The following is a 25,371-nucleotide window of genomic DNA, read 5'->3' on the forward strand; positions in this document are numbered from 1 at the left end:
CCCATGCCGCGTGTTGCAGCCACCCTCCTGTTGTGTTTGGCGTGCTGGGCCGTGCCCGCGCTCGGCCTTGAGCTGACGCCCGCCGAGCAAACCTGGCTGGCCGAGCATCCGCAACTGAGCCTGGGCGTTGACCGCGACTGGCACCCTTACGAATTTATCGATGACGACGGCCTCTACCAGGGCCTTGCAGCCGACTATGTGCGGCTGATCGAAGAGCGCCTGTCGATCACCCTGCGTCCGGCACCCGCACAAAACTGGCGCCAAGTGCTGGCCGATGCCAGAACCGGCAAGCTGCACCTGCTGCCCAGCCTGATGGCCACCCCCGAGCGCGAGCAGTACCTGACCTTCACCCGCCCCTACCTCGACTTCCCGATTGTCATCCTGACCCAGGAAAAAGGCCCGCAACCGAGCAAGCTCCGCGAGCTGCAGGGACTGAGAGTTGCCGTGGTCGACAGCTACGCCACCCACGAATTACTGCGCGACAAACACCCCGAGCTGCGTCTCTGGCCGCGCCCCAGCGTAGCCGCCGCTCTGCAGGTGCTGGCCTCCGGGCAAGCCGACGCGATGGTCGGCGACCTCGCCTCCAGCGTCTGGCATCTACGCCAGCTCAAACTCGATGGCATCGTCATCAGCGGCCAGACGCCCTATCGCTACCAACTGGCCATGGCCGTACCCAAGGACCAAGCCATCCTGGCCGGCATTCTCGACAAGCTGCTGGACGAACTCACCCCGAGCGAAATCGCCGAAATCCAGCAGCGCTGGGTCGGCGAGCCGATTGACCAACGGCCATTCTGGCGCCGCCTGCTGCTGTTTGGCCTGCCCGGCCTGCTGGCGGCCTTGCTGATCATCTTCAGCATCCTGCGCATCAACCATCGCCTGCGCAGTGAAATGCACAACCGCGCCTTGCTGGAAGGCGAGCTGCGCAACAGCGAGCAGCACTACCGCGGCCTGGTGGAAAGCCTCAACGCCGTGGCCTGGCAGATGGACCCCAACGACTTTCGCTACACCTATGTCGCGCCCCAGGCGGAGCGCCTGCTTGGCTATCCGCCCCAGGACTGGCTGCAACCTGGCTTTATCGAACGCATCCTGCACCCCGATGACGCGCACCGTACCCTCGACTATTGCCGCAGCGAAACCCAGGCCGGCCGCGACCACAGCATGGATTACCGCATGCTCGCCGCCGACGGCCGCGAGGTCTGGGTGCGCGACATCGTCACGCTGTCGTCGCAGGATGGCGGCCCGATGCTGCGCGGCCTGCTGATCGACATCACCGAAACCAAGCGTACCGAACAGGCGCTGGCCCTGTCGGAGCAGAAATTCGCCTCGGTATTCCACAACTGCCCGGACATCATCGCCCTGCTCAACCTGCACGACGGCCGCCTGCTGGCGGTCAACAACACCTTCGAGCAACAGTTCGGCATCAGCGCCGCCGAGGCCATCGGCCACACCAGCTCGGAGCTGGACCTGTGGATCGAACAAGGCATCGGCCCACGCATTCTGGAAATGCTGCGCAAGGGCAATGCACACAACATCGAAGGCACCTTTCGTCGCCGCGACGGCAGCCAGTTCACCGCGCTGATTTCCGCGCAAAAGGTAACCCTAGATGACAGCAGCACCCTGGTCGTAGCGGTACGTGACATCAGCGAGCTGAAAGACACCCAGCAGCGCCTCAAGCTATCCGAAGACAAATTCGCCAAGGCCTTCCACGCCTCCCCCGACGGTCTGCTGATCACCCGCCTGAGCGACGGCCAGCTGTTGGATGTCAACGAAGGCTTCAGCCGCATCACCGGCTACAGCATCGACGAAGCGACCGACAGCTCAACCCTGCAACTGGGCATCTGGGCCGACCCGGACGACCGCACCCGCATGTTCGAGCACGTGCAGCAGCATGGCTCGGTGCGTGATTTCCGCGCCCTTATCCGCACCCGTAACGGCTCGCTACGCACCTGCGAGATGTCGGTGCAGCCGGTCCCCATCGAAGGCGACACCTGCATGCTGACCATCGCACGCGACATCACCGAGCGCGAGCAGATGCAGGAAAACCTGAAGCAGGCCGCCACCGTCTTCGAAAGCACCGCCGAAGGCGTGATGATCACCGACCTGCAGCAACGCATTACTGCGGTCAATCGCGCCTTCACCACCATCACCGGCTACAGCGAAGCCGAAGCCCTCGGCCAGTCGCCGCGCCTGCTCGCCTCCGGCAACCACGACAGCGCGTTCTACGCCGCCATGTGGCACAACCTCAGCGCTTCCGGGCACTGGCAAGGCGAGATCTGGAACAAGCGCAAGAACGGCGAGCTCTATCCAGAATGGCTGACCATCAGCGCCGTGCGCGACAGCGATCAGCACATCACCCACTTTGTCGGGGTGTTTGCCGATATCAGCTCGCTCAAACACGCCCAGGCCAGCCTTGATCACCAGGCCCATCACGACCCGCTCACCGGCCTGCCCAACCGCATGCTGTTCGAAGCGCGCCTGCGCGCCGCCCTCGAAGACGCGCACATCGACAAACGCATGGGCGCCGTACTGTTTATCGACCTGGATCGCTTCAAACACATCAACGACAGCCTCGGCCACCCGGTCGGCGACCAACTGCTGAAGAGCATTGCCGAACGCCTGAAAGCCCACCTGCGTGATATCGACACCGTGGCCCGCCTCGGCGGCGATGAATTCATCATCCTGCTGCCCGGCCTGCAGCACGATGGCGACGCCGAACTGGTCGCGCACAAGCTGCTCGACTGTTTCAGCCTGCCCTTCCAGTTCGACGAGCAGGAGCTATTTATCAGCGCCAGCATCGGCATCAGCCGCTACCCGGATGACGGCGATGATGTCGCCACCTTGGTGAAAAATGCCGACGCCGCCATGTACCGCTCCAAAGCGCGCGGGCGTAACCGCGTCGAGCTGTACACCCGCGACCTGACCTTCCAGGCCACCGAGCGCATGGCCCTGGAACGCGAACTGCGCCGCGCCATCGAACTGGAGCAGCTGCAGCTCTACTACCAACCCAAGCGCAGCCTCAGCAACAACCGCCTGATCGGCGCCGAAGCGCTGGTGCGCTGGCATCACCCGGTATTCGGCGAAATCCCACCGGATCGCTTTATTCCCCTGGCCGAAGAAACCGGCCTGATCATCGCCCTCGGCGACTGGGTACTGCGCCAGGCCTGCTGGCAAATGCAGCAATGGCAACAACAGCACGCCCCATTCGGCCCGCTGTCGGTCAACCTGACCGGCGTGCAACTGCGCCAGCCACACCTGCTGGTACGCATCTCCAGCCTGCTGGAAGACCACAACCTGGCCCCAGAGCTGCTGCAACTGGAAATCACCGAAAGCTTCATCATGAACCAGGCCGAAGAAGCCCTGAACCTGCTGCATCAGCTGAAAAGCCTGGGCATTCAACTAGCCATCGACGACTTCGGCACCGGCTACTCCTCGCTCAGCTACCTCAAGCGCCTGCCGGTCGACACCCTGAAAATCGACCAATCCTTCGTGCGCGGCCTACCCAACGACAGCAACGACGTCGCCATCGTGCGCGCCATCATCGCCCTGGGCCGCAGCATGCAACTGACCGTGATCGCCGAAGGGGTGGAAACCAAAGCCCAGGAACTGTTCCTCGCCGCAGAAGGGTGCGAGCAAATCCAAGGCTTCGTCATCAGCCGCGCGATCCATGCGGACGCCTTCGCACAAAACTTCCTCACCCCGCGCCATTCGGTTGGCGCTGCCGAGAAGGCACCGGTATAATCCGCCCGCTTCTGAGGGCCCATAGCTCAGTTGGTTAGAGCAGAGGACTCATAATCCTTTGGTCCACGGTTCGAGTCCGTGTGGGCCCACCAAATAAAAAGCCGCGCATTGCGCGGCTTTTGCGTTTCTACCCTTATCGAATCCACATCTACCCCTCAACCATTCTGCCTCTCCACAAACGCAGTAAACGCCCCCAGCGGCAGCGGCTTACTAAACAAATACCCCTGAAACTGCATACAGCCGTTGCTCAGCAAAAACTGCTGTTGCGCTTCGGTTTCCACGCCTTCGGCAATTACCGTCATGCCCATGCTTTGCGCCAGGGCGATAACGGTGCGCACGATGGCTTGGCTATTGGCATCGGTGAGGACGTCGCTGATAAATGAGCGGTCGATTTTCAGGGTGTTGAGGGGCAGGCGTTTAAGGTGGCTGAGGGAGGAGAAACCGGTGCCGAAATCGTCCAGGGAGAAGCGCACGCCACGCTCAACCAGCGCAGCCATTTTGCGCATCAGGTCGTCGATGTCGTGGACGATCAGGGTTTCGGTCAGTTCCAGTTCAAGCTGCCGGGCGTCGATGGCGTAGGTTTCGATCAGCCCGAGCATGTCGGTGACAAAGCTGGCCTGGCGAAACTGCTTCTGGCTGATGTTTACCGCCAGGCTGATGTCGCGGTACAGCGGGTCGTCTTTCCAGGCGTGCAGCTGGGTAAAGGCCTGCTCCAGCACCCATTGGCCGATCGGGATAATCAGCCCGGTTTTCTCAGCATGGCCAATAAATTCGGTAGGCTGCACCAGCCCGCGCTGCGGGTGTTGCCAGCGGATCAGCACTTCGGCGCCGATCACCGTGCCGCTGCTGTTCAGTTGCGGCTGGTAGTGCAGCACAAACTGTTGCTCACGCAGCGCCGCGTGCAGATCGCGGTCGAGTACCGAGCGTTCTGCGGCGTCGCTTTGCAGGATGTGCAACAGCACAAATAGCATCAGCATGGCCGCCACGCCCTGCACCCAGGAGCCAATCACCCGCACTTCATCCGGCAGGTTGAAGGCGCTGGTGGGACTCCAGGATGACGAGGCCAGCACGGTGAACAAACTCAGGCACAGCACGGCAACGCCGTAGCGCAGCCACAGACGCTCGTCGCGAAACGCCATCAGCGCCGCCACCGCGAGCGGCAGCAGGTACAGATGAGTGGCCCGTGGTGCCGCTGCCGTGTGTGGGTCCATCAGCAATGTGGTGCCGACAATCACCAGGATGATCACGCCGAACAGCAGCAGGTTGGCGAGGCGCACGCGGTTGCGCAGGGTGAGGATAAATACGCCAAGGCCGCAGAAGATCATCAGCAGGTCCATCAGCACGATGCCCCACGCGCCGCGCAGGGTGAAGAAGATGCCCCAGAAGCTGCCGACCAGCAGCAGTACCAGGCTGGCGAGCATGCGCATGCGCCGCTCACGGCGCTGACCGATCAGCGCCAGATCGGGCGAATGCCAGAGTTTGATGACCTGCTTGATAGAGGCTGAAAGGACGGTCATGGAAAGTCCCTGAGTGACCTGTGGTGTCGCGAAAAGCGCCGTCGAATGCATGCCTGCTGCGGCTTTTGGATGGGCAGAGATGAGTGTAGACGCCCTAACCAGGGCCTTCTGCGCGATTGCGCGGCGTGCCGGAGGTGTTTACTCGGCGCGGTGCTTATCCACGGCGCTGCTGCGGCCAACAAGGCGATTGCGACCCAGCTCTTTGCCGCGATACAGGCGCTGATCGGCGCAGCGGTAAAGCTGCTCGGCGGTGCTGCCATCGGCGGGCCATTCGGCCAGGCCGAAGGTGGCGGACAGCGAAATCTCCTGGTTGCCATAGCGCATCGGCTGGCTGCACAGCTGCTCGCGCAGGGTTTCCACCAGCGGTTCGGCGCCCTGGCCATCGGTATTGCGCAGCAGCAGGCCGAACTCCTCACCACCCAAACGGCCAAGGGTGTCGGTGGCGCGCAGGCGTGAGCTGAGGCTATTGCAGATGTGCCGCAGGGCCTGGTCGCCGGCATCGTGGCCGTACTGATCGTTGACCGCTTTGAAGTGGTCGACATCCAGCACCACCAGTACCAGTTTGGCCTGGCTACGCTGCGCCTCGCGGATGCTCTGCTCCAGGCTTTGCTGGAAGCTGCCACGGCTGGCCACACCGGTCAGCGCGTCGGTGCGCGCCATATGTTGCAGCTGCTGGTAGGCAGCGGCGCGGCGGGCTTCGTAGAGGTAGACGAAGACCAGAATCATCACTCCGCAGAACACTGCATTGCCCAGGTCGATCAGGCTTTCGGCATCCATCTGGATCGGGTAGGTGTAGAGGTACAGCAGGCAGGCGCCGATCACGAAAGGCAGCGACAGCAGGCTGCCGCGCGTGCGCCCAAGCAGCAGGTAGGACAGCACGGGGATGCTGTAGACCCAGACGAAGGCAGTCTTCGAGGCATTGGGGATGACGATGATGTACAGCAGAAAACTGAAGGTCGGCAGCAGGTAGAGGTAGATCCAGGGCAGCAGGTTGCGCACCCGGACAATGCGCCAGGCGCCCCACAGCAAGATCCCGGTCGCTACCAGTTCGAAGCTGGCAAACAGGTAGTTGCCGGCCATAAATTGCAGCACGCAGAACACCCCGAGGGTCAGCCCGGTGGTGGCAAAGATCATGCGGATCAACGAACGCTGGCCGACATCCTGCAAATCGTCGACGGCTACGCTGTTGTCACTGCCCGGTTTGGTTCGCGGTCGAAAAAACATGGCCCGGCGCTGCATAGATGGCGGTTTGATGGCTCACTGTGCCTCAACTGCTAGGCCCTTGGCCAGACAACGCCGCACTCCACGGCTTACCTAAGAGCCGCGCGCCACTGGCTGCGTAGACCCGCGAACCTTTTATCAAGCCTTGTTCAGCAGCTGCGCACCGCCCGCTGGTTGCCCCCTGCGCACAGCGCCACCCATAATCGGCCGCACCTGATTCTGGATGTACTGCGCCCATGGCCATTGCCCGCGACGACCTCGACCAACACGGCCTGATCATTGGTGTTTCGCCCGAGCGCTTCCGCGCCGTGGCCATGCCGCTGTTGTTCGACCACCTGAACGCGCAATGCGAGGGCACTATTGCGGTCAACCGGCAGGCGCGGATTGTCTGGATCAACGACAAGTACGCCGAAAAGGTTGGCATCAGCGATCCGCGCAGCGTGCTCGGCAAGGAGATCGAAGAAGTGCTGCCGGCCAGTCGCCTGCGTGAGGTGGTGGAAAGCGGCCAGCCGAGCATGCTCGACCTGATGGCTTTCGGCAGCGAACATTTCGTGGTCACCCGTATTCCGCTGCGCGACGAGGACGGCACCCTGGTCGGCGCGCTGGGCTTTGTACTGTTCGACCGAGCTCGCCATCTCAAACCGCTGATGGCCAAGTTCAACACCCTGCAAAGCCAGCTGGTGGCGACCCAGCACGAACTGGCCAAGGCCCGCCGCGCGCGTTACACCATCGCCGGGTTTATCGGCGCCAGCAGCGCAGCCAGTGAAGTCAAACGCCAGGCCCGTCGCGCCGCACAACTGGACGCCACAGTGCTGCTGCGCGGTGAAACCGGCACCGGCAAAGAGCTGCTGGCCCAGGGCATCCACAACCTGTCGCCACGGGCCAACGGGCCGTTTGTCGCGGTCAACGTTGCGGCCATCCCGGAAACCCTGGTCGAGGCTGAACTGTTCGGCACCGCGCCCGGCGCCTTTACCGGCGCGGATCGCAAGGCACGCATCGGCAAGTTCGAGGTGGCCAACGGCGGCACGCTGTTTCTCGATGAGATCGGCGACCTGCCGCTACCGCTGCAAGCCAAGCTGCTGCGGGTACTGCAGGAGCAGGAGGTTGAGCCGCTCGGCTCCAACCAGGTCAAACCGCTGAATGTGCGGGTAATCGCGGCGACGCATATCGACCTGGAAGCCAAGGTAGCCGCCGGACAGTTCCGCGATGACCTCTACTACCGCCTTAACGTGCTGGCCCTGCGTGTGCCACCACTGCGCGAGCGCCGCGAAGATATCCCGGCGCTGCTAGAGCACCTGCTCGACGATATCGCCAACCGCTCGACTCAGGCGCCGCTGGAAGTAAGCGACGACGCCCTCGCCCTGCTTAGCGCGCAACCCTGGCGCGGTAACGTGCGCGAACTGCGCAACCTGCTGGAACGCGCGCAATTAGATGTCGATGGCCACCTGAATGCGTCGGCTGCGCGGGCGCTGCTGGTTGATCCGGTGACGCCCGCAGCACCCAGCCTTGCGCCACAGCCCGCCGCCACAGGGGCGCAAACCCTGGCCGAGCAACTGGCGCAGGCCGAACGCCAGGCCCTGGTCGAAGCCCTGCACGCCACGACCGGCAACCGCCAACAGGCCGCCGAACGCCTAGGCATTTCCCGCGCAGGCCTATACGCCAAGCTGGCGCAGCATGGACTGGGTAAGCACGATTAAGCCAGGCTCACCCCCGCCTAACGCGAGCGCAATTCCCTGTAGGAGCGGGCTTGCCCGCGATGCTTTTGAGTCAGAAAGAGATCGCGGGCAAGCCCGCTCCTACGAAAAGCACCAATCCAGATATCTGGAATTACGCGACTCTTTCCATCTAAATTTCTGGACTAATTCCAAAGATAAAGACACACCCTCCTCCCCCTGCAACCCCGCCGTCTCCCCTAAAAACCCACGCAACCCATCAACCACAAGCCTTTCACCCACCTAGACCAAAGTCGTAGCCCCGTCTGGCACAGCTTTCGCTCTAGTCTGCTCAACGCTTTGCTTCGCTGCCTGACTTAACGAGCAAGCTCATCAGCGTCGCCATAGAGCGGTGCTTAAAACAACAACAAAAGGAACCAGCCATGGGTACCCTCGGTATTCTGATTTCCCTCGCATTGTTGATGTATCTCGCCTATCGCGGCATCAACGTGCTGATCCTCGCCCCACTGCTCGCTCTGCTGGCATTGCTGTTTGCCGGCGATATCGGCCTGCTGCTGCCCACCTACACCCAGGTGTTTATGAAGGCCATGGGCGGCTACGTGATCCAGTTCTTCCCGCTGTTCTTGCTCGGCGCGCTGTTCGGCAAGTTGATGGACGACTCGGGGTCAGCCCGCGCCATCGCCCATGGCATCGTTGCCAAGGTCGGCAGTGAGCGGGCGATTCTGGCTATCGTGCTGGCATGCGGCATCCTCACCTACGGCGGCGTGTCGCTGTTTGTGGTGGCCTTTGCGGTGTACCCGATTGGCGCGGCGTTGTTTCGTGAGGCGGGTATTCCCAAGCGCCTGATTCCCGGTGCCATAGCCCTTGGCTCGTTCACCTTCACCATGACCGCACTGCCCGGCACGCCGGCAATTCAGAACGCCATTCCCAACCCGTTTTTCGGCACCGACGCCTTTGCCGCACCGGGTCTTGGTGTTATCGCCGGGTTGATCATGTTCGGCCTCGGCACCTGGTGGCTCACCGCGCAGTCGCGCAAGCTGATGGCTGCCGGTGAAAGCTACGGCGAGCACCGCGACGACCCGGTCGTCGAGGACCAGCGCACGATCCCCGGTTTCTGGCTGGCCCTGCTGCCGATCTTTGTGGTGATCGGCCTGAACTTCCTGATGGCCAAGCAGATTCTGCCGAGCATCGACACCAGCTACCTGGCCAAGCCGGAGTTCGGCGGCCTGCAGGACGCCAAGTCGCTGATCGGTATCTGGTCGATCATCGTGGCCCTCAGCGCGGCCATCCTGCTGTTGATCGCCATGCACTGGAAGCGCTGGATGGACCTGAAGAAGAGCGTCAACGACGGCGCGTTCGGCTCCATGCTGCCAATCCTCAACACCGCCGCCGAAGTGGGTTACGGCACGGTGATCGCATCCCTGGCCGGCTTTGTGATCATTCGCGACCTGGTGCTCGGCGTCTCCGACAACCCGCTGATCTCCGAAGCCGTGGCGGTGAATATCCTCGCCGGCATCACCGGTTCGGCGTCCGGCGGTATGTCGATTGCGCTGAAGACCCTCGGCGAGCAGTACCTGACCATGGCCAACGCCGCCGGCATCAGCCCCGAGCTGCTGCACCGCGTCGCCGCGATGGCTTCCGGCTGCATGGACACCCTGCCGCACAACGGCGCGGTGATCTCGCTGCTGGCGATCTGCAAGCTGACGCACCGTGAGTCGTACAAATTTATCTTCGTTAACACCGTGGCTTTCCCGATGGTGGCGCTGGTGGTCGTCATCACCTTGGGCACGCTGTTCGGTAGTTTCTGACGGGCCTGGCATGGCGCCCCTGTGCGCCATGCCGCCTCTACTCAATGTTGTTCAATCGCTTTCGAGTACCCGCTATGAGCAAGATCATGACCGCCGCCGCCGCTGTGGCGCGCATCCCGGATAACGCCAACCTGGCCACCGGCGGCTTCGTCGGCATCGGTTTCGCCGAGCAGATCGCCATCGCGCTGGAGCAGCGCTTTCTCGCTGAACAGGCACCGCGCGACCTGACCCTGGTGTATGCCGCCGGCCAAGGCGATGGCAAGGGTCGCGGCCTCAATCACCTGGCCCACGAAGGACTGGTGCGCCGGGTCATCGGCGGCCATTGGGGGCTGGTGCCGGGGCTGCAGAAGCTGGCGGTGGATAACCGTATCGAGGCCTACAACCTACCGCAGGGGGTAATTTCCCAACTGTTCCGCGACATCGCCGCCGGCAAGCCGGGGCAACTGTCGCGCGTCGGCCTGGGCACCTACGTCGACCCGCGCCACGGCGGCGGCAAGCTCAATGCGCGCACCACCACCGAGCTGGTGCGGCTGATGCCCATCGACGGTGAGGACTATCTGTTCTACCCGACCTTCCCGATTCACGTGGCCGTGGTGCGCGCCACCAGTGCCGACCCGGACGGCAACCTGAGCTTCGAGCGTGAGGCGCTGACCATCGAGAGCCTGGCCATCGCCATGGCCGCGCGCAACTCGGGCGGGCTGGTGATCGCCCAGGTTGAGCGCATTGTCGAACGCGGTTCGCTAAATGCTCGCGAGGTGAAGATCCCTGGGATTCTGGTGGACTGCGTGGTGCTGGCCGAGCCGGCCAATCATCAGCAAACCTTTGCCACCGCCTACAACCCGGCCTTCGCCGGCGAAACCCGGGTGCCGATGGACAGCCTGAAAGCCATGCCGCTGGATGTGCGCAAACTGATCGCCCGCCGCGCGGCGCTGGAGCTGAAAGCCGGTGCGGTGGTCAACCTCGGCATCGGCATGCCGGAAGGTGTGGCCGGAGTTGCGGCCGAGGAAGGGGTGATTGAACGCCTGACCCTGACCGCCGAACCTGGGGTGATCGGCGGCATCCCCGCCTCGGGGCTGGATTTTGGCGCAGCGAGCAACCACAGCGCGCTGCTCGACCAGCCTTATCAGTTCGATTTCTACGACGGCGGCGGCCTGGATATCGCCTTTCTCGGCCTGGCCCAGGCCGATGCCGCGGGCAACCTCAACGTGTCCAAGTTCGGCTCACGCCTGGCCGGAGCGGGCGGTTTTATCAATATCAGCCAGAACGCCAAGCAGGTGGTGTTCCTCGGCACCTTCAGCGCCGGGCCGCAGGATATCCGCATCGCGGATGGCCAGCTGTGCATCATCAAGGACGGCGAGCTGCGCAAGTTCGTCGCCGAGGTGGAACACCGCACCTTCGCCGGTCACCAGGCTGCCGAGCGCGGCCAGCCGGTGCTGTATGTCACCGAACGCTGCGTGTTCCGCCTGACCTTAGATGGCCTGGAGCTGATCGAAGTGGCGCCGGGGGTGGATATCCAGCGCGACATCCTCGACCGCATGGACTTCACCCCCATCGTGCGTACGCCGCAGCTGATGGATGCGCGGCTGTTTCTGCCGCCCCCCATCGGCCTGTGCGAGCAGCTGCACGCCGAGTAAAACTTGAGTGTGAATTTACGGGCCCGCTGGGCCCGTTTTTTTGCCCAGGTTTTGCTGCTAATCCTAGGGTGGACCAGGCTTCATCGGTCCGCCATGGGCAGCCGAGGTGAACGCCAATGGTGGAAATAAACAGCGATTTCCATCCTAGGTATTTCCCTCTCAACGCTCGCCCAATTTATGCCGCGCGGCATACAGGCACACCAATTCCATCGCCACCGTGGCACCAGCCAGAGCGGTGAGTTCGGCATGGTCGTAAGGCGGCGAGACTTCCACCACATCCATGCCGACCAGATTGATGCCGCGCAGAGCGCGCAGAATTTCCAGCGCCTGATGGGTACTCAGGCCGCCGCATACCGGCGTGCCGGTGCCGGGGGCAAAGGCCGGGTCGAGGCAGTCGATATCAAAGGTCAGGTACACCGGGTTATCGCCGACCCGCGCGCGTACCTGTGCGGCGATCTGCTCCGGCGTGCTGCGGTGCACCTGGCGCGCATCCAGCACCTGAAAACCCATCACGTCGTCATTGGTGGTGCGCAGGCCGATCTGCACCGAGCGTGACGGATCGACCAACCCTTCGCGAGCAGCGTGATAGAACATGGTGCCGTGGCTGACGCCCTGTTCGCTGTCGTCGCTGTCCGGCCAAGTGTCGCTGTGTGCATCGAAGTGCACCAGCGACAGCGCGCCGTGTTTGCGCGCATGGGCCTTGAGCAGCGGGTAGCTGATGAAGTGGTCGCCGCCCAGGGTGAGCATGGCGCAACCGGCCTGAACGATATGCTCGGCATGCGCCTCGATGGCCGCCGGAATTTTGTGCGGCAGGGCGTGATCGAAATTGCAGTCGCCGTAATCGATCACTGCCAGGTGATCGAAGGGGTCGAACTCCCAGGGGTAATGCCGCTCCCAGGCGCTGGTGATCGAAGCGGCGCGAATCGCTCGCGGACCGAAGCGGGTGCCGGGGCGGTTGGTGGTGGCGGTGTCGAAGGGCACGCCGCTGACCACCAGGTCCACGCCCTGCAAGTCGCGGCTGTAACGCCGGCGCATAAAACTGGTGACGCCGGCGTAGGTCGGCTCGGAAAAAGTGCCGTAGAGGCTGTCGCGGGTGAAGGCCAGGTCGTTGCCGTTGAATGCTTCCATTGCCTTGTCCTCAATACTGACTGCGGAAAGTGGTCCAGATGCGCGTGCGTTCACGCTGTTGACGCAGCGGCATCAGCTGTTCGGCGAACAGCCGGGCCCGCACGGTTTCACCGGGGTAGATATCGGCATCACCGGTAATTTCCGGGTCAACCAGCGCAGTGGCCGCATGGTTGGCGTTGGCGAAAAACACGCTGTTGGTCAGCTCGGCGATGGCCTCGGGGCGCAGCATGTAATCGATAAAGGCGTGGGCGGCCTTGGGGTGCGGTGCATCGGCGGGAATGGCCATGGTGTCAAACCACAGCAAAGTACCCTCACGCGGGATGCGGTACTGCACCTCAAACGGCTGCTTGGCCTCAGCGGCGTTGGCAGCCGCCATATAGGCGTCGCCGTTGTAGGTCAGCGCCAGGCAGATTTCGCCCTTGGCCAGGTCATTGATATGCCGCCCGGCGCCAACGTAACGCAGGTTCGGTTGCAGCTGAGTGAGCAGCTGCGCCACCGCATCGAGGTCGGCACGCTCGCTGCTGTAGGGGTCTTTGCCGAGGTAGTTGAGGACGATGCTGATCACTTCCTGCGGCGAGTCGATCACCGCGATGCCGCAGTCCTTGAGCTTGCTGGCGTACTCGGGTTTGAACAGCAGATCCAGGCTATTCAGCGGCACGCCGGGCAGACGCTGCTCCAACGCCTGAAGGTTAAAGCCCACGCCGACCGTGCCCCAGGTGTACGGCAAGCCGTACTGGTTGCCGGGGTCGGCGCTGGCAAGTTTGCCCAGCAGCTCGCCGTCGAGGTTATCCAGGTTTTGCAGCTGGGTGCGATCCAGCGGCTGCACGGCCTTGGCCTGTATCGCCCGAGCCAGGCCGCTGGAAGCCGGGAAGACCACGTCATAACCACTGCCGCCGGTCAGCAGTTTGCTGTCCAGGGCTTCGGCGCTGTCGAAGATGTCGTATTTGACCTTGATCCCCGTTTCGGCCTGGAAACGCTGCAACGCTTGCTCAGGCAGGTAGGCGGACCAGCTGTAGAGGTTGAGGGCCTTCTCCTCGGCCTGCGCGGCAACGGCGCAGCACAGCAGCAACAGGGGCATGAGCGGGCGCATGGCGAATTACCTCATCGGCTTTTTTATCGGGCCAGTGCATCCTGCGCCGCCATTTGCTTCGGATAAATATGAAGTGGCGCACGCTGACATTGCCACCCATCAATGTTTAACCAAGCGAAGCCGTCTGCCCCATCAGCAGCCGACTAGGCTTGTTAGATAACTCCCAGAGAGCGGCCCTATGACTGAGCCCGACGAAAGTTTCTGGCTCGATGCCGACCAGGACAAGCGCGACGCCGAAGGGCTCTGCGCCGCCCTGCACCAGCGCGCGCAAAGCGGCGCGCCGATGCGCGGCTTTCAGCTCAAGTACGCCAAGCTGGCCGGTATCGATCTGGTCAATCACCACCAGCGCACCGGCTACGACCTGCGCGATAGTGACCTGTACCGCGCTGACCTACAGAAAGCCCACCTGTTCGGCCTCGATCTGCGCGGCAGCTCGCTGATGAAAGCTGACCTGCGTGGCGCCAACCTGCATTGCTGCGACCTGCGCGACTGCAACCTGCTCGGCGTGCAACTCGACGGCGCGCGCCTGGACAACGTGATCTGGGATCGGCGCCTGCGCCAGGAACGCCAGGGCAGCGCGCACCAACGCCTTGGCGACAGCGACGCCGCTAGACGCTGCTTTGAAGAGGCCGAGGAAACCTATCGCAACCTGCGTCTGCACCTGGAGAAAGCTGGGCTGTTCGAGCAGGCCGGCATATTCTTCCACCGCGAAATGGTCATGCGCCGCCGCCAACTGCCGCGCTATGGCGGCAGACGTCTGCTGTCCTGGCTGGTCGACCTGTTTAGCGGCTACGGCGAAAAGCCGCTCAATGTCGTGCTGTTCTCCATCGCGCTGATCGTGTTCTGCGGCCTGCTGTACTTTCTGGTCGGCGTACAACACGCCGGGCAAACCCTGGGCCTGGCCCTGGAGCGCGGCTGGCTGGCTAACCTGGATGACCTCGGCGACTGCCTCTACTTCAGCGTGGTGACCTTCACCACCCTCGGCTACGGCGATATCACCCCACACGGTCTGGCTCGCCCGATTGCCGCCTTCGAGGCGTTCGCCGGCAGCTTCACCATGGCGCTGTTTGTCGTGGTTTTCGTGAAAAAGATGACCCGCTAACCCCGCAGCGGCACCCAGATTTCCACCTGGCCCGTACCCGTCATCGGGTTGAAGTCGCCGCTGTAACGCTCGAACTCCGGCGCATCGGCGCCCTGCAGCCCGGCGTTGGGCAGCCAGCGCTGGAAGATGGCGTTGAAGGTCTCGTGAATGCTCGAGATATGCCCGCGGTGCAGAAACACTGCGTAGCGGTGGGCAGCTAAACGCTGCTGGGTGAAACCCGCAGGCAAGTCATCGGTGCGATTGACCAGTACCCCGGCGATGTATTCAAAACTGCCGTCATTCTGTGGGTTGCAGCACACACCAAAGGTTTCCCAGCCTTGCTGCCCTGGCACGCGGCCGATATAGGGCACGAAACGCTGCCACAGCGCGGCAATGCCCTGGGTCGTATCGGCGGTGAAACGTTCGCCGAGCCCGGCAATCAGCAGTTCTTCGCCGTCGACAAAACGGGGTTCTAACAGGGGAAAAGTAGTAGTAGCTTGCATGCGCAGGGCCTCCCGCAATTCGATTCCATTCAATGTACCGTTCGCACGCAACGCTTCGGGGGTTAGCCCGAAGTGCTCGCGGAACGCTCGGGTAAATGCCTCATGGGAGCCATAACCGACCTCCAGCGCAACCTCAAGAATATCCGGCGCACCCAGCGCCAGACGATGCGCCGCGCGGCTCAAGCGACGCGCCTTGACGTAGCGCATCACCGACCACCCCGTGGCACCGGCAAATACCCGCGACAGGCTGAACCGCGACAGACCGCAGACACTGGCGAGCAGCTCCAGGTCGAGTGCTTTATCGAGTTCCGTTTCGATCAGCCAAAGGGCTTTGCTGACGGGGTCCATTTCCGCTCCTCACAAGACATGGCGGCAGTATCGGCAGCCAATACGCAGCGCGCTTGATCGTTCTTGCGCACAGGCTGCAATGCTGCCACGGCGCAGCGTCAGGCAGACGCGATGCATCCCAGGTTGCATTGAAGAAAAACCAAGTGATCTACTCGCGCATCGATAACCAACAATGTTTGGAGCCGGCATGCTCAGCCAGTTGCGCGACCTTGACCTGCAGTTGCTGCGCCTGTTTGTCACCGTGGTGGAATGCGGCGGCTTTAGCGCCGCTCAGGGCGAGCTGGGGATTGGCCAGTCGACCATCAGCACGCAGATGGCCAAGCTGGAAACCCGCCTGGGTTTTCGCTTGTGCGAACGCGGCAAGGGCGGTTTTCGCCTGACGCCCAAGGGCGAGCAGGTGCTGAGCGCCACGCGCAAACTGTTCAGCGCCATCGATACGTTCAAGGGCGAAGCCCAGGGCATGGCTGACAAACTGCTGGGCGAGCTGCGTATCGGCCTGTCCGAGGGTTTGGCGGCCAATGTGCTGGAACAGGTAGCCGATGCTATTGGCCGCTTTCGCGGGCGCAACCAGGCGGTGCAGATCGAACTGCTCACCGCTATGCCGGCCGAACTGGAGCGGCGCCTGTTGCAGGACCAGCTGCACCTGGCCATCGGCTACTTCTCCGGCAACCAGGCCGCGCTGGATTATCAGCCTCTGTTTCGCGAGCGCCAGGTGCTGTTCTGCGCGGAGGGCCATCCATTGTTCAAGCGCGCGCAGATCAACTTCGCCGACTTGCAACAGGCCGACAGAGTGCATCACCCCTACCGCTTTGTGCAGGCCCGCGAGCCCTTCCAGAGCGCCGCCAGTTCCGCGCAGACCGAGCAGGTAGACGGCACCCTGGCATTTATCCTCTCCGGCCGGCATATCGGTTACCTGCCCGAACATATCGCCGCGCCCTGGCTGGCCAGCGGCCGTTTGCGTGCGCTGCAAGCCGATGCGCTGAGTTTTGAAGTGCAGTTTCATCTGGCCAGCCACCGCGGCCAGCATCAAGGGGATGCGCAGCAAGCGTTTATCGAGGATCTGACGCTAGCCTTTGCCACATGAGCAGACGCATGGCGGCCACTACACCGCCAGACGCTGGTGACGTTTAGCGCAACGATGACTCAGGTGGACGCTGCAAGTGCGCAGTCAATTGGTCGATAGCGGCGATGGTGTGGATGATTTCCGCATGGATGCTAGCGCCGTGCGGCTCAGCCTCATCAGGCTCGGCTTCAAGCTGTAGCTGTGGGTCAAAAAACCCAGCGGTGACAGGTTGCAACAGGTTCATGGCTCTCTCCTTGCCGTACAAAACGGCGTGACGGGGTCAGGAGGCAGTGCAATGAAAGGGGCGAACGCCCTGAAAGAAGGAAGATTGTTATTGGCCGCTTCAGCATTGCCCCGTTTGATGACCAGGGCATGACAACGCGACGCAGTTTTACAGTCTACCCGCAGCGGCGCAGGGTCAAGCCGCACCGCCAGACGGTCAACCAGATGATCAGCCCTGCGCGGCGAGCAAAGGCGGCATCGGGCAATCGAGAATATCCGCCACCGCGCGCATCAGCTCGGCCTCGGCGGCATTGATCTGGCCGTCATGTTCGATGCAGCGCGCCATGGCCTTGAGCAACTGCGGTTTCTGCAACGGCCAGAGCAGGCTCAGGCGCCGCAACGCAGGTTCAAGCGCCGATAAATTACTGGCACTGGCCGGTAGCAATTGTGCGAGCGGGAACGGCAGCTCACTGCCGGCATGCTTGAACGCGAGCTGCGCGGCTGGTTCATCCACTCCGCCGGCGCGGGCCAGCAGTGACAGCACCACGCAGGTTTCAGCGGCCAGGTCCTTCAGCTGATAACGGCTAGTTTGCGCACGCACGCCTGCGACGTTGCGCTCGACAATCCGTAGCAGCGTCCATTCCAGCAGTGCGACCCGGCCATCGGCGCGAATCAGCAGGGCCAGGTTGGCCTTGAGCGTGGCGAACTGATCGGCCGCCAGTTGTTTGAGGGCGGGCATGGCCAGATCCAGAAGAGACAAACGCATGCCAGGCGCCAGCTGACGCAGCGGCTCACGCAACTGCTCAAGCTGCGCGGCAACCTCGGCGGCGATACGTGGCTGCAACAGCTGTAATTGCTGCGCCGCTTGCGTCTCGATAGGGTCGAGCAGCAGGCCGTAGAGCAACGCCTGGGCACCACTGCAGCTGTGCGCCGCCTCACTCAGGGCAAGATCCAGATGCGCCAGAGTGCTACGCGCGGCCAGCAGATGTGGCGCCTGCGGATCGCCAATGGCGCCAATCGCTTCACTCGCCGAGGCTGCGCTCAAGCCTGGGGCAAAAGCGCTCAGATCATGCAGATTGACCGCCGAATCGCTGGCTGCAGCCGCCGGCGTTGCCGCGCTGATATCCGCCACATGCGGATAACGACCATCCCAGCCTGGCGTGATGCGGAGGATGCGCTGATCCAAGGGCGGATGGGTGGCCAGCATGCCGTCCAGCGCCTGGCGGACGCCGGCGGCAAAGTACATATGGCTGAACTCGGCAGCATGCCCGGCCTGCAGCTGCGAGCCATACAGGTTGCCGCCGATCTTCTTCAAAGCCCCGGCGATGCTGTCCGGGTTGCGGGTGTACTGCACCGCCGAGGCATCGGCAAGAAACTCGCGCTGGCGGCTTACGGCGGCCTTGATCAGATTGCCGAAAAAGGTCCCGGCATAGCCCAGCACCCAAAGCGTGACGCCAATGGCGAGCACGATCGCCACCGAGTTATCGCGACTGGAACGGCTCCCACGCCCACTGCTGCGCAGCAGAAAACCGCCAATCAGGCCGAGCAGCAGAATGCCGTGCAGCACCGAAACCAGACGCGTGTTGAGGCGCATATCGCCGTGGAAGATATGGCTGAATTCATGGGCAATCACGCCCTGCAATTCATCGCGACTGAGCTGGCAGATCGCGCCACGGGTAATCCCGATCACCGCATCCTGCGGCGTCAGGCCAGCGGCAAAGGCGTTGATTCCGGCATCATCGAGCACATACACCGGCGGCACCGAGGTGCCGGAGGCCAGGGCCATTTCCTCCACCACATTGAGCAGCCGCCGTTCTTCGAGGTTTTGTGGCGACAGGTTGATCAAGCGCCCACCCAACCGTTCGGCAATCGCCTGGCCGCCACGGCTCAGCTGCAGCTGCTTGTACAGACTGCCCAGCAGCACCACACCGATCACCGCCAACGCGACGCAACCCACCAGTGGCCAACTGGGCAATACGCTGTTCGGCGTATCACTGGCCAACCACAGCGAGCTGTGACTCTGACCAAAGAGCTGCCAGACCAACCCCAGCACCAGACTGGTCAGAGTGATCAGACTAAGCACCGCCAGCGCCATCAGAATCAGCAGACGCCCACTGTTACGCCGGGCGCGATCCTGTTGCTCGAAGAAATTCATTCCAGGGAGTCCTTAGAACGACACCTTCGGCGCTTCCTGAATCGCCGCGCTGTCGGCGAACTCCAGCAGGCTGGCGTCCTGAGCGTGGCCAAAGCTGGCGGCCAACAATACCGGCGGGAACGCCTGCTTGTAGGTGTTGTAGGCCATCACCGCATCGTTGAAGGCCTGGCGGGCGAAGGCCACCTTGTTCTCGGTGCTGCTCAGCTCTTCACTGAGCTGCTGCATATTCGCCGAGGCCTTGAGGTCCGGGTAAGCCTCAAGCGTGACATTCAGGCGGCCCAGGGCACTGTTCAGCAGCCCTTCCGCACCGCCCAGCTGCGCCATGCTCTGCGCATTGCCCGGCTGCGCCGCCGCGGCCTTAAGCCCGGTCACCGCGTTATTGCGCGCGGCAATCACCGCCTCCAGGGTTTCCCGCTCGTGAGACATATAGCCCTTGGCGGTTTCCACCAGATTGGGGATCAGGTCATAACGGCGCTTGAGCTGCACCTCGATCTGCGCAAAGGCGTTCTGAAAGCGGTTACGCAGGGTCACCAGCTGGTTGTAGATGCCAATCACGTAAAAGATCAGCGCGGCGACAACCGCCAGGAAAATCATCGTGGAGATGGACATGGGGGAAATCCTTATCGCATGCGGGAGAGAAGCAGATGGTAGCGGAAAACGGCTGAAGGAAATGCTCACCGGCGCACCCTGACAACACGCCTGGGGCAGCGGCGGCCGCAAAGGCAACTTATGCAGCGTCATACCGACTCGCTATGGAGGAAAAAACCTTGGCAAAATAGACCGACCGGTCTATATATTTACCTCATGAAAAAGACCTCAACCCGCGACAAACTGATTCACGCCATGGCCGACTCCCTGCAACGCAAGGGGCTGCACGGCGTTGGCCTGAGTGAGCTGCTGGAAATTGCTGGGGCGCCCAAGGGCAGCCTCTATCACCACTTCCCTGGCGGCAAAAGCGAGCTGGCGGTGGCGGCTATCGACCATATCAGCCGGCATATCGATAGCCTGTTCACCCAGCTTTTTACCCAGCAGCCGGACCCGCTCAAGGCGCTGCACAACTGGTTGCAAGGTGCACTGCAACAGCTGGAGAACAGCCAGTTCGAACGCGGTTGCCCGCTGGCCACCATCGCCCTGGAAAGCGGCCCGGAAGATGTGGAGATTCGCGCCGCCCTGCAACGCAGTTTTGCCGCCGTGCGCCAGGCACTGAGCCAGCAATTGCATGCCTACGGCTACCCCAGCGAGCAGGCGGATAACCTCGCTGCGCTGTTTGTCGCGCTGTATGAAGGCGGGCTGCTGCAAGCCCGCGTGGCCGGCAGCAGCGAGCCGCTCAAGCGCGCCGCCACTGCCCTGTTCAACCTGACCCGCGAACAGTTTCCGGGAGGAGTCCGCCCATGAGCCTCAATACCCCAGCCATCCTTAGCGAAAGCGTGCAGCTGCCGGCACTTGACGGTTATCCGCTGACCGCCACGCTGTATCACGCCCCCGAGCCGATCGCGCAGCTAGTGATTGCCGGCGCCACCGGCGTGCCCCAGGGTTTCTACCGACGCTTTGCCGAGTACGCAGCACAGCGCGGTTACAGCACCCTGACTCTGGATTACCGCGGTATCGGACAATCGAAACCGGCCAGCCTGCGCGGCTTTGCCATGGATTATCTGGACTGGGCGCACCTCGACCTGGCGGCCGCCGTCGACCAGCACCGTCACTCGCAGCGACCGCTGTATATGGTCGGCCACTCCTTTGGCGGGCATGCCTTCGGCCTGCTGCCGAACCATGATCAAGTCCAGGGTTTCTACACCTTCGGCACCGGGGCCGGCTGGCACGGCTGGATGCCCAAGGCCGAGCAGTTGCGCGTGCTGACCATGTGGCGGCTGATCGGCCCACTGCTGACCCGCTACAAGGGCTATCTGGCCTGGAGCAAGCTGGGCATGGGCGAGGACTTGCCGCTGGGTGTGTACAAACAGTGGAAGCGCTGGTGCGGCTACCCACGCTACTTCTTTGAAGACCCGCAGATGCCGGAACTGGCGGAGCGTTTTGCTCAGATCAGCACGCCGATCATTGCCGCCAATGCCCTGGACGACCTGTGGGCCCCGCCCGCCTCGCGCGACGCCTTTATGGCGGCATACAGCGCCGCGCCCTATCAAGCGCGCACCATCGATTCAACCTCAGGCATCGGTGCCATCGGTCATATGGGCTACTTCCGCCCGGCGGCGCAGACGCTGTGGGATGAAACGCTGAACTGGTTTGCCGAATTACAGGCGCAGCGCCAGGCCGCCTGAACATCCCACAACAAAGGAGGTTTCGCTGATGAGCATGATCGCGCCAGGGTTTACCCCGCTGTTTAGAAGCAGCCCCTTTCTTGACCTACTGGGACCGATCTACAACCAGCGCAGCAACACAGGCCTGGTGATTGGCCTGCGCGCCGAAGAGAAACACTGCAATGCACGCGGGCTGGTGCATGGCGGCGTACTCAGCAGCCTGGCCGACGTGGCCCTGGGCTACAACAGCGCCTTCGCCCAAGAGCCGCCCACGCCCATAGTCACCAGCAGCCTGACCATCGACTACGCCGGCACCGCCAAACTTGGTGATTGGATAAGCATCGAAACCGATGTGCAGAAGGTCGGCAAAAGCCTGGCGTTTGCCAATTGCTACTTTGTGGTCGAGACCGTGCGTATCGCCCGCGCCAGCGCGGTATTTAGCGTGATCACGCGATAGCTTCGGTAGGTCGAGAAGGGTTATGCGGTTTGGCGAAGCCCCAGAGGGGTGAAGCGCATGGATGCGCTGAGCACAAAAAATCATCTGGAATGATTTTTAACATCGCGCAGCGATGGCCCGAAGGGTGGCTGCCATGGATGGCAGGCTATAAAAAAGAAAACCCCGCATTGCGGGGCCTTTGCAGACTGTTTGCTGACATCCTTGATCTGCTTGCCATCCTGGCAGCTGTCCCACGTATCCCTGTTGCTAAAGTGCGCTTCCTGCGCGACGTCCATGGAAGAAGATTAGCCATCGTCCGCTACCGGGCATAGTGGCGATCTGCAGCACGCCGTGTAAGCCAAAGCCTACAGCGAACTTTTCCGAGGAAAACCGAGCAAACGCTCGGCTTTATTTTGTGACGCAGGTCTTGTTAGACTCGATCTTGTCTTACAAAAACAACAGACCCCGTCAACGGCGGTCATGGGGCCACACATGCGCTCATTGCTTCTTGCCATCGGTTGCCTAGCAGCCAGTATCAGCTTACCCACACTGGCTAACGGGCAAAGCCAGCTTTCCGACCCTAAAGCCGCTTTACAACTGTTCTGGAGCCAACTTTATGGCCAGGGCGGTAGCACGCTGTATTGCGGTAAAGAGTTCACCGAGGAAAGCGGCCAGCTCAAAGCCAGTGCGATCTACAGCAGCAAACAGCTGAAAAGCGCGCTGCGCTGCATAACCGATCGCCAGTGCGGGATCATGAACCCGCGCTACGTCTATATGGCATCCGACCTGCACAACCTCTACCCGGCCATGACCCGCGTGGAACTGGTGCGGCGCAATGCGCAGTTCGGCGAGCTGGATGACAGCGTGCCGAGCAAGTTCGCCGATATCGGCTGCGATATGAAAACCAGTTTCCAGCTGGTCGAGCCACGCGACGAAGCCAAGGGCAACGTGGCCCGGGCGATTTTTTATATGCATGTCGAATACGACCTGCCCATCGTCGGCCAGGTGCAGATGTACAAGAAGTGGCACCAGATGGACCCGCCTGATGCCGAGGAAAAGGCGCGCAACGACAAGATCGCCAGCCTGCAAGGCACCCGCAACCGCTTTATCGACAACCCCGAACTGGTCGAGCAGCAGATCAATAACTGATCGATTTTAGCGGCGTGGTTTGTGTGAGGAACGCAGCTTATAGCGATCGCCCGGATGGATCAGCCGGGCGTAGCTGATCAGATGCTCATCCGACCAGGTTCGACGAATCACGCTCAGGCATGGCGCGGCCACTTCGATAGCCAGCCAGTCGGCCACCTGCTGATCCACCAGCACTGCCTCGACCACATGCTCGACATCGGAGATCGGGCAGCTGCTGACCAGCACCTCGTTGGGCGTCTGCCGGGAAAAATCACTGTCCAGGTAATGCGGCACCCAGCGCGGGTTGACGAAGCGGTCTTCCAGCTGGATCGGCACGCCATCCTCGCGGTGCACCAGGATGCTGTGAAACACCTCCGCGCCCAGACGCAGGCCCAGACGCAGCGCCACCTCATCATCCGCCGCCAACGCCTCACAGCGAATGATGTCGTTGCTGTAGGCATGCCCACGGCCGCGCACTTCATTGGCGATGTTCAGCACTTCATGCAGCGATGATTCGGCCTTGCGATCAGTGACAAAGGTGCCCAGGCCCGCCTGGCGCAGCAGGTAGCCCTTCTGTACCAGGTCGCGAATGGCCTTGTTGGCCGTCATCCGGCTGACCCCGAAATCCCGCGCCAACTGCTCTTCCGGCGGAATCTGATGATTGACCGGGTAAGCGCCGCTGTGGATGCGCTCCAGCAGGAACGCTTCAATCGCCTTGTAGCGCGGGGTTGTACTGCTCACAGCGGCTCCTTGGGTGGTTACCCGATGCGCGGATAATAACCGGCTTACCTGCCCTCTCCCACCATGGAGAGGGGTGCAACGGCTTACGCCAGCGACGGCAATACCCCGCTCGGCAACAACGGGGTCAGCACCCGCTCGGCGAGCAGGGCATTGGCGGCCTCGATATCCGGAGCAAAGAAGCGGTCTTCCACGTAATACGGCACCTGCGCGCGCAGGGCCTGACGCGCCTGTTCGAGCAGCGGTGAGCTCTTCAGCCCTTCGCGGAAATCCAGGCCCTGGCAGGCGCCCAGCCATTCGATGGCCAGCACGCCACGGGTGTTGGCGGCCATTTCCCACAGACGCTTGCCAGCAGCCGGGGCCATGGACACATGGTCTTCCTGATTCGCCGAGGTCGGCAGACTGTCGACGCTGTGCGGATGGGCCAGCGCCTTGTTCTCGCTGGCCAATGCGGCAGCAGTAACCTGGGCGATCATAAAGCCGGAATTGACCCCGCCATTGGCCACCAGAAACGGCGGCAATTGCGACATATGCTTGTCCATCATCAGCGAGGTGCGTCGCTCGGAAAGCGCACCGATTTCGGCGATGGCCAGGGCGATATTGTCGGCGGCCATGGCCACCGGCTCGGCGTGGAAGTTACCACCGGAAATCACCTCGCCTTCGGCGGCGAACACCAGCGGGTTATCCGACACCGCGTTGGCTTCTACCGCCAGTACCTCGGCGGCCTGACGCAGCTGAGTCAGGCAGGCGCCCATGACCTGCGGCTGACAGCGCAGCGAGTACGGGTCCTGCACCTTGTCGCAGGCTTCGTGGGAGCGGCCGACTTCGCTGCTCTCACCGAGCAGATGACGATAAACCGCCGCCACATCGATCTGCCCACGTTGACCACGCGCTGCATGGATGCGCGCATCGAACGGCGCACGCGAGCCCAGTGCAGCCTCGACAGTCAGGCCGCCGCAAACGGTGGCCGCAGCAAACAGATCCTCGGCCTCGAACAACCCGCGCAAGGCGTAGGCGGTGGACACCTGGGTGCCGTTAAGCAGCGCCAGCCCTTCTTTTGCGGCCAGGGTCATCGGCTGCAAACCGGCGATGGCCAATGCCTCGGTTGCCGGCAGCCACTCACCGCGGTACCGCGCCTGGCTTTCACCGAGCAGCACCAGCGACATATGCGCCAGCGGCGCGAGGTCGCCAGACGCTCCGACCGAGCCCTTGAGCGGAATATGCGGATAGACCTCGGCATTGATCAGGGCGATCAGCGCCTCGATCACCTGGCGGCGAATGCCAGAGAAACCGCGCGCCAGGCTGTTGACCTTGAGCAGCATGATCAGCCGCACCATGGCGTCATCCAGCGGCGCACCGATACCGGCGGCATGCGACAGCACCAGCGAGCGCTGCAGTTTTTCCAGATCATCATTGGCGATGCGGGTCGAGGCCAGCAGGCCGAAACCGGTATTGATGCCGTAAGCGGTACGGCCTTCAGCAATGATGCCGTTGACGCAGGCAACACTGGCTTCGATGGCCGGATAGGCCGACGCAGCCAGGCTCACGCGCAGGGGTGCCTGGTAGGCGGCGCGCAGTTGGGCCAGGGTCAACTGGCCAGGGGTAACTTCGATAGTCGACATGACTGGGTAGC

At 62.5% G+C, this 25,371-nt stretch carries 20 protein-coding genes and 1 tRNA gene; 11 read left to right on the top strand and 10 right to left on the bottom strand.

The annotated features are described in order from the left end of the window. Positions 1–3: 3 nt before the first annotated feature. Both ACQ4LH_RS16085 and ACQ4LH_RS16090 read left to right on the top strand, forming a co-directional pair. Positions 4–3,738, top strand: a complete 3,735-nt coding sequence (locus tag ACQ4LH_RS16085; RefSeq protein ID WP_430698072.1) for a bifunctional diguanylate cyclase/phosphodiesterase — start codon at positions 4–6, stop codon at positions 3,736–3,738. A gap of 15 nt (positions 3,739–3,753) precedes the next feature. After that, positions 3,754–3,830 (top strand) — tRNA-Ile (locus ACQ4LH_RS16090). A 63-nt stretch (positions 3,831–3,893) separates the two neighbouring features. On the opposite strand, the gene ACQ4LH_RS16095 is transcribed toward ACQ4LH_RS16090, so the two are convergent. Together ACQ4LH_RS16095 and ACQ4LH_RS16100 are read right to left on the bottom strand one after the other, a co-directional pair. Continuing rightward, positions 3,894–5,255 (bottom strand): putative bifunctional diguanylate cyclase/phosphodiesterase, encoded by a 1,362-nt coding sequence (locus ACQ4LH_RS16095; RefSeq protein ID WP_430698073.1) that lies wholly within the window; start codon positions 5,253–5,255, stop codon positions 3,894–3,896. Positions 5,256–5,393: 138 nt separating this feature from the next. After that, positions 5,394–6,479 (bottom strand): GGDEF domain-containing protein, encoded by a 1,086-nt coding sequence (locus ACQ4LH_RS16100; RefSeq protein ID WP_430698074.1) that lies wholly within the window; start codon positions 6,477–6,479, stop codon positions 5,394–5,396. Positions 6,480–6,712: 233 nt separating this feature from the next. Between ACQ4LH_RS16100 and ACQ4LH_RS16105 the strand changes: the two genes are divergently transcribed. The 3 genes from ACQ4LH_RS16105 to ACQ4LH_RS16115 all read left to right on the top strand — a co-directional run bounded on the left by ACQ4LH_RS16105 (position 6,713) and on the right by ACQ4LH_RS16115 (position 11,591). Next, a complete protein-coding gene (locus ACQ4LH_RS16105; RefSeq protein ID WP_430698075.1) occupies positions 6,713–8,173 on the top strand; it encodes a sigma-54 interaction domain-containing protein in 1,461 nt (486 codons plus the stop codon). A 398-nt stretch (positions 8,174–8,571) separates the two neighbouring features. Then, positions 8,572–9,957, top strand: coding sequence for a GntP family permease (locus tag ACQ4LH_RS16110; protein ID WP_430698076.1), 1,386 nt, complete (start codon positions 8,572–8,574; stop codon positions 9,955–9,957). Positions 9,958–10,031: 74 nt separating this feature from the next. Then, a complete protein-coding gene (locus tag ACQ4LH_RS16115) occupies positions 10,032–11,591 on the top strand; it encodes an acyl CoA:acetate/3-ketoacid CoA transferase (RefSeq protein WP_430698077.1) in 1,560 nt (519 codons plus the stop codon). Between the two features lie 159 nt (positions 11,592–11,750). Here the strand turns inward: ACQ4LH_RS16115 and speB are convergent, their stop codons facing one another. Both speB and ACQ4LH_RS16125 read right to left on the bottom strand, forming a co-directional pair. Next, positions 11,751–12,719 carry an agmatinase gene (speB, locus tag ACQ4LH_RS16120; protein WP_430698078.1) on the bottom strand — a complete coding sequence of 323 codons (969 nt, stop codon included), beginning with the start codon at positions 12,717–12,719 and terminating at the stop codon, positions 11,751–11,753. Positions 12,720–12,729: 10 nt separating this feature from the next. Then, on the bottom strand, positions 12,730–13,809 hold the full coding sequence (locus tag ACQ4LH_RS16125) for an extracellular solute-binding protein (protein ID WP_430698079.1): 1,080 nt from the start codon (positions 13,807–13,809) through the stop codon (positions 12,730–12,732). Positions 13,810–13,987: 178 nt separating this feature from the next. On the opposite strand from ACQ4LH_RS16125, the gene ACQ4LH_RS16130 reads away from it, so the two are divergent. After that, positions 13,988–14,911 (top strand): ion channel, encoded by a 924-nt coding sequence (locus ACQ4LH_RS16130; protein WP_430698080.1) that lies wholly within the window; start codon positions 13,988–13,990, stop codon positions 14,909–14,911. Here the strand turns inward: ACQ4LH_RS16130 and ACQ4LH_RS16135 are convergent. Further along, entirely contained in the window at positions 14,908–15,741 is an 834-nt protein-coding gene (locus tag ACQ4LH_RS16135; RefSeq protein WP_430698081.1) for an AraC family transcriptional regulator, read from the bottom strand. The two genes, ACQ4LH_RS16130 and ACQ4LH_RS16135, sit on opposite strands and share 4 nt — an antisense overlap. Before the next feature lie 187 nt (positions 15,742–15,928). On the opposite strand from ACQ4LH_RS16135, the gene ACQ4LH_RS16140 reads away from it, so the two are divergent. Next, positions 15,929–16,825: a LysR family transcriptional regulator gene (locus ACQ4LH_RS16140; protein ID WP_430698082.1), complete on the top strand. Its 897-nt coding sequence runs from the start codon at positions 15,929–15,931 to the stop codon at positions 16,823–16,825. Positions 16,826–16,868: 43 nt separating this feature from the next. Here ACQ4LH_RS16140 and ACQ4LH_RS16145 read toward each other — a convergent pair whose 3' ends face one another. The 3 genes from ACQ4LH_RS16145 to ACQ4LH_RS16155 form a co-directional block, all read right to left on the bottom strand. Then, entirely contained in the window at positions 16,869–17,048 is a 180-nt protein-coding gene (locus ACQ4LH_RS16145; protein WP_430698083.1) for a hypothetical protein, read from the bottom strand. A 207-nt stretch (positions 17,049–17,255) separates the two neighbouring features. Then, positions 17,256–19,181, bottom strand: coding sequence for a M48 family metallopeptidase (locus ACQ4LH_RS16150; RefSeq protein WP_430698084.1), 1,926 nt, complete (start codon positions 19,179–19,181; stop codon positions 17,256–17,258). 12 nt (positions 19,182–19,193) lie between these two features. Continuing rightward, positions 19,194–19,790: a LemA family protein gene (locus ACQ4LH_RS16155; protein ID WP_430698085.1), complete on the bottom strand. Its 597-nt coding sequence runs from the start codon at positions 19,788–19,790 to the stop codon at positions 19,194–19,196. Between the two features lie 195 nt (positions 19,791–19,985). Here ACQ4LH_RS16155 and ACQ4LH_RS16160 point away from each other — a divergent pair, with 195 nt between their 5' ends. From ACQ4LH_RS16160 to ACQ4LH_RS16175, 4 genes are all read left to right on the top strand, one after another. Further along, a complete protein-coding gene (locus tag ACQ4LH_RS16160) occupies positions 19,986–20,576 on the top strand; it encodes a TetR/AcrR family transcriptional regulator (RefSeq protein WP_430698086.1) in 591 nt (196 codons plus the stop codon). After that, positions 20,573–21,457 (top strand): alpha/beta hydrolase family protein, encoded by an 885-nt coding sequence (locus ACQ4LH_RS16165; protein WP_430698087.1) that lies wholly within the window; start codon positions 20,573–20,575, stop codon positions 21,455–21,457. The genes ACQ4LH_RS16160 and ACQ4LH_RS16165 overlap by 4 nt, the downstream gene beginning before the upstream one ends. A gap of 28 nt (positions 21,458–21,485) precedes the next feature. Beyond that, complete coding sequence (locus tag ACQ4LH_RS16170) at positions 21,486–21,893, top strand: PaaI family thioesterase (RefSeq protein ID WP_430698088.1); 408 nt, start codon at positions 21,486–21,488, stop codon at positions 21,891–21,893. 471 nt (positions 21,894–22,364) lie between these two features. Beyond that, the gene (locus tag ACQ4LH_RS16175; RefSeq protein WP_430698090.1) at positions 22,365–23,021 is read left to right on the top strand and encodes an endonuclease I family protein; all 657 of its coding nucleotides are present in this window, start codon (positions 22,365–22,367) and stop codon (positions 23,019–23,021) included. 6 nt (positions 23,022–23,027) lie between these two features. Here the strand turns inward: ACQ4LH_RS16175 and hutC are convergent, their stop codons facing one another. After that, positions 23,028–23,741 carry a histidine utilization repressor gene (gene hutC / locus ACQ4LH_RS16180; protein WP_304871128.1) on the bottom strand — a complete coding sequence of 238 codons (714 nt, stop codon included), beginning with the start codon at positions 23,739–23,741 and terminating at the stop codon, positions 23,028–23,030. A gap of 83 nt (positions 23,742–23,824) precedes the next feature. Further along, positions 23,825–25,360: a histidine ammonia-lyase gene (gene hutH, locus ACQ4LH_RS16185; RefSeq protein WP_430698091.1), complete on the bottom strand. Its 1,536-nt coding sequence runs from the start codon at positions 25,358–25,360 to the stop codon at positions 23,825–23,827. Between the last annotated feature and the right edge of the window lie 11 nt (positions 25,361–25,371).

It is taken from the genome of Pseudomonas peli, from assembly GCF_050563605.1.
Classification (GTDB): Bacteria; Pseudomonadota; Gammaproteobacteria; order Pseudomonadales; family Pseudomonadaceae; genus Aquipseudomonas; species Aquipseudomonas peli_A.

Coding starts and splice junctions, on each gene's coding strand:
- ACQ4LH_RS16085 (WP_430698072.1), top strand. CDS start 4: ATGCCGCGTGTTGCAGCCACCCTCCTGTTGTGTTTGGCGTGCTGGGCC.
- ACQ4LH_RS16095 (WP_430698073.1), bottom strand. CDS start 5,255: ATGACCGTCCTTTCAGCCTCTATCAAGCAGGTCATCAAACTCTGGCAT.
- ACQ4LH_RS16100 (WP_430698074.1), bottom strand. CDS start 6,479: ATGTTTTTTCGACCGCGAACCAAACCGGGCAGTGACAACAGCGTAGCC.
- ACQ4LH_RS16105 (WP_430698075.1), top strand. CDS start 6,713: ATGGCCATTGCCCGCGACGACCTCGACCAACACGGCCTGATCATTGGT.
- ACQ4LH_RS16110 (WP_430698076.1), top strand. CDS start 8,572: ATGGGTACCCTCGGTATTCTGATTTCCCTCGCATTGTTGATGTATCTC.
- ACQ4LH_RS16115 (WP_430698077.1), top strand. CDS start 10,032: ATGAGCAAGATCATGACCGCCGCCGCCGCTGTGGCGCGCATCCCGGAT.
- speB (WP_430698078.1), bottom strand. CDS start 12,719: ATGGAAGCATTCAACGGCAACGACCTGGCCTTCACCCGCGACAGCCTC.
- ACQ4LH_RS16125 (WP_430698079.1), bottom strand. CDS start 13,809: ATGCGCCCGCTCATGCCCCTGTTGCTGCTGTGCTGCGCCGTTGCCGCG.
- ACQ4LH_RS16130 (WP_430698080.1), top strand. CDS start 13,988: ATGACTGAGCCCGACGAAAGTTTCTGGCTCGATGCCGACCAGGACAAG.
- ACQ4LH_RS16135 (WP_430698081.1), bottom strand. CDS start 15,741: ATGGACCCCGTCAGCAAAGCCCTTTGGCTGATCGAAACGGAACTCGAT.
- ACQ4LH_RS16140 (WP_430698082.1), top strand. CDS start 15,929: ATGCTCAGCCAGTTGCGCGACCTTGACCTGCAGTTGCTGCGCCTGTTT.
- ACQ4LH_RS16145 (WP_430698083.1), bottom strand. CDS start 17,048: ATGAACCTGTTGCAACCTGTCACCGCTGGGTTTTTTGACCCACAGCTA.
- ACQ4LH_RS16150 (WP_430698084.1), bottom strand. CDS start 19,181: ATGAATTTCTTCGAGCAACAGGATCGCGCCCGGCGTAACAGTGGGCGT.
- ACQ4LH_RS16155 (WP_430698085.1), bottom strand. CDS start 19,790: ATGTCCATCTCCACGATGATTTTCCTGGCGGTTGTCGCCGCGCTGATC.
- ACQ4LH_RS16160 (WP_430698086.1), top strand. CDS start 19,986: ATGAAAAAGACCTCAACCCGCGACAAACTGATTCACGCCATGGCCGAC.
- ACQ4LH_RS16165 (WP_430698087.1), top strand. CDS start 20,573: ATGAGCCTCAATACCCCAGCCATCCTTAGCGAAAGCGTGCAGCTGCCG.
- ACQ4LH_RS16170 (WP_430698088.1), top strand. CDS start 21,486: ATGAGCATGATCGCGCCAGGGTTTACCCCGCTGTTTAGAAGCAGCCCC.
- ACQ4LH_RS16175 (WP_430698090.1), top strand. CDS start 22,365: ATGCGCTCATTGCTTCTTGCCATCGGTTGCCTAGCAGCCAGTATCAGC.
- hutH (WP_430698091.1), bottom strand. CDS start 25,360: ATGTCGACTATCGAAGTTACCCCTGGCCAGTTGACCCTGGCCCAACTG.